Source organism: Pseudomonas sp., from assembly GCF_026224925.1.
Classification (GTDB): domain Bacteria; phylum Pseudomonadota; class Gammaproteobacteria; order Pseudomonadales; family Pseudomonadaceae; genus Aquipseudomonas.
The window spans coordinates 1-2,831 of record NZ_JAMFRV010000176.1; the positions used below are offsets into that span (position 1 = coordinate 1).

Consider the following 2,831-nt stretch of genomic DNA (forward strand, 5'->3'; position numbering starts at 1 on the left):
CAAAGAGTCAGCAGCCGTCTCGCGGGCTGAGATAGCAAAGCCGTAACTCCTCTGTAGGAGTCTACTTGTTGGCGAGCGCTTGACGCGGTGGACCGGATTCACTGCCTCGCCAACAAGTTGGTTCCTACTGATCCAGGGATTTCGAATCCCCCAGAATTGTCGCTGGCATCAATGCCAGGCGATCTTCTTCATAAAGTCCTGAGTTCGGGTGTTTTTGGGCGTGTTAAATATCTCATCCGGTGATCCCATTTCGATGATCCGACCGCCGTCCATCATTGCGATCACGTCTGACACCTCACGCACAAAATTCATTTCGTGGGACACGATCAGCATGGTCATGCCTTCGTTGGCAAGCGTGCGAATGGTGTCCAGCACTTCGCCCACCAGTTCAGGGTCGAGGGCCGAGGTGACCTCGTCGAGCAAGAGGATCTTCGGGTGCAACGCCAAGGCTCGGCTGATGGCCACGCGTTGCTGCTGTCCGCCCGAAAGTTGTGCCGGATAGGCTTCGGATTTGGTTTGCAAACCCACCTTCGCCAGCAATGCCAGCGCTTCCTGACGAACCTGCTGTTCTTCGCGTTTCTGTACCTTCAGGGGCGTGACCATGACGTTTTGCAGCACGCTCATGTTGTGGAACAAGTTGTATTGTTGAAAGACGATGGCGATTTTTTCCCGCGCGCTGCGGATGCTGCCTGGGGAGTTGTAGTCAACCGCTTGAGCCTCGATATCGATGCCGCCGTTATCCGGCTTTGTCAGGCCCATGATCACTCGAAGCAGGGTGCTTTTACCCGAACCGGAGCCACCAATCAGGCTCACCACCTGGCCTTTTTCCAGGCTTAAATTCACCCCGTCGAGTACCTTCAAGTGGCCGTAGGAGCAGGACAGATTCTTCACTTCCAGATGCGGCATGATGCTCACCTCAACTCAGGTTTAAACGGTACGTGGAGTGGCAAGTTCAGGCTCGAACCGCGCGGCCTCGGGAATCAGATGTTGACCCAGACGCTTTTCCAGGCGAGCGCCCAAGCGACTGAGCGGGTAGGACATGGCGAAGTAGATAATCAGGATCACTGCGTAGATCAGAAATGATGAGTACCCCCTGGTGATCAGAATCTTGCCGGCGAAGGTCAGTTCCACCACGCCTAGTTGCGAGGCGAGGGCGGTGTCTTTGATAAATGACACCATGAAGCTGAAGGCGGGCGGCAATACCACCTTCCACGCTTGGGGCAGCATCACTAGAAAAATCAATTGGCGCTGGCTGAAGTTAAGGGTTTGCGCTGCTTCGATCTGCGCCTGCGGTACTGACTCGAACCCTGCGCGGAAGATCTCCGCCAAGTAAGCGGTGGAGATCAGGCACACGGCGATCAAGCCAATGATAAAGAACGACAGGTTAAACCCCGCGCCCTGCAATACGAACATAGTCAGAAACAACGTGACCAGAAACGGTATCCGCCGCATCAATTCGACGAACACAATCAATATTGCCCGAAGCGGCAGTAAGTACGGATTGTGGGTCCTGCGAACACAGGCGATGACAAATCCCATCAACAAGCCCATGGAACAGCCCGCAGCGGCCAGTGCCAAGGTATTCCACGCGGCCTGTAGCAAGAAAATCAACGTGAAGGAACTGAATATGTTGCTGATTTGCTGGGTCAAGGGAAGCATCAGATAAACCTCGCTCGGACGCGGAAGCACCCGTAACAGACGGCGTACAGAAACAGACTGGCGATAAAGGTCAATACCACATAGATGCCTGCGGTAACGGTGAACGCTTCAATACTGCGAAAGGACGAGGAACTGATATCGATGGCCTTGCCTGTCAACTCGTTGACCCCAAACAGGCCGCCAATAGAACTGCCGAGCAAGATCCAGATAAAGAAGTTGGACAGCACCGGATAAATCGTTTCGGCCAAGTGTGGCAACGTTACGTAACGGAAACTTTGCCAGGCACTCATGTTCAATGTCGCGGCGGCTTCAAGTTCAGCTTTCTTTACCGAAACCAGCCCGCTGCGCATGATGTCGGTGAGGTAGGCACCGGCATTCAACGACAAACCGATGAGTACGGCGGTCATGGGCGAAAGCACGATTCCGAGGTCGGGCAGCCCGTAAAACAGCACAAAGATCTGGATAAGCGATGGCGTATTGGTGAAGAACACCACATAGCTGCGCACCAGTCGTTTTACCCATGGCGCCGAGTGCTGTTGAGCCAAGGCGCCAGCCAAGCCGATCATCGTGCCAATCCAGAACGCCAGGAAGGCGATCATCAGGGTAATGCCCGCACCGGCCAGTAAATCGGGCCAGTGCTTGAGGATTTCTCCGAACTGGAAGGTGTAATGCATGCTGCTTGCTCCTACGCCAACCGGCCGTTAGAAATAGGGCGACGGCACGACCTTGACCAACATTGGCGCCTTGAACCAAGTTTCCCAGGTCTGATTGACGAAGCCACTGGTGTGCAGGTTGTACAGGGCCACATTGAGCACATCGCGCAATGCCGTATTGTTCTGTGCAAGGCCTATACCGTCATAGGCGGTGTTCAGCGCTTCAGGCATCACCGTCCAGTGCACGTCCGGGTAATTTTTGGTGAACGGCATGTAGAACTCGATGTTCTCTACCAACGCATCAGCCCGGCCTTGAGCGACCGAGCGGATGGTGTCGGCCATGGTGTCGACGTAGAGGATTTTGGCGTTAGGCAGGTTCTGCTTGAGGAAGTCGGTGGTCCATACGCCGCGGATAAGTACCAGGGTGTACTTCGCGTCGTTGAGTTCTTTCCAGTTGGAGATCTTGACCTTGTCGGTGGTCAGCACGCCCATGGATTCGGTGTGCAACGGCACCGTGTA

4 protein-coding genes are annotated in these 2,831 nt (G+C 54.7%); all 4 read right to left on the reverse strand.

Annotated features, from left to right (window positions below; all coding sequences use genetic code 11):
- Positions 1-168 precede the first annotated feature (168 nt).
- Positions 169-906 carry an amino acid ABC transporter ATP-binding protein gene (locus M0974_RS07510; RefSeq protein WP_297834783.1) on the reverse strand — a complete coding sequence of 246 codons (738 nt, stop codon included), beginning with the start codon at positions 904-906 and terminating at the stop codon, positions 169-171.
- A 21-nt stretch (positions 907-927) separates the two neighbouring features.
- Positions 928-1,659, reverse strand: coding sequence for an amino acid ABC transporter permease (locus M0974_RS07515; RefSeq protein WP_297834786.1), 732 nt, complete (start codon positions 1,657-1,659; stop codon positions 928-930).
- A complete protein-coding gene (locus tag M0974_RS07520) occupies positions 1,659-2,333 on the reverse strand; it encodes an amino acid ABC transporter permease (protein WP_297834788.1) in 675 nt (224 codons plus the stop codon). Before M0974_RS07520 ends, M0974_RS07515 begins: the two co-directional genes overlap by 1 nt.
- 27 nt (positions 2,334-2,360) lie before the next feature.
- A partial coding sequence (locus tag M0974_RS07525; RefSeq protein ID WP_297834792.1) for a transporter substrate-binding domain-containing protein occupies positions 2,361-2,831 on the reverse strand: 471 nt, incomplete at its 5' end.

Coding starts and splice junctions, on each gene's coding strand:
- M0974_RS07510 (WP_297834783.1), bottom strand. CDS start 906: ATGCCGCATCTGGAAGTGAAGAATCTGTCCTGCTCCTACGGCCACTTG.
- M0974_RS07515 (WP_297834786.1), bottom strand. CDS start 1,659: ATGCTTCCCTTGACCCAGCAAATCAGCAACATATTCAGTTCCTTCACG.
- M0974_RS07520 (WP_297834788.1), bottom strand. CDS start 2,333: ATGCATTACACCTTCCAGTTCGGAGAAATCCTCAAGCACTGGCCCGAT.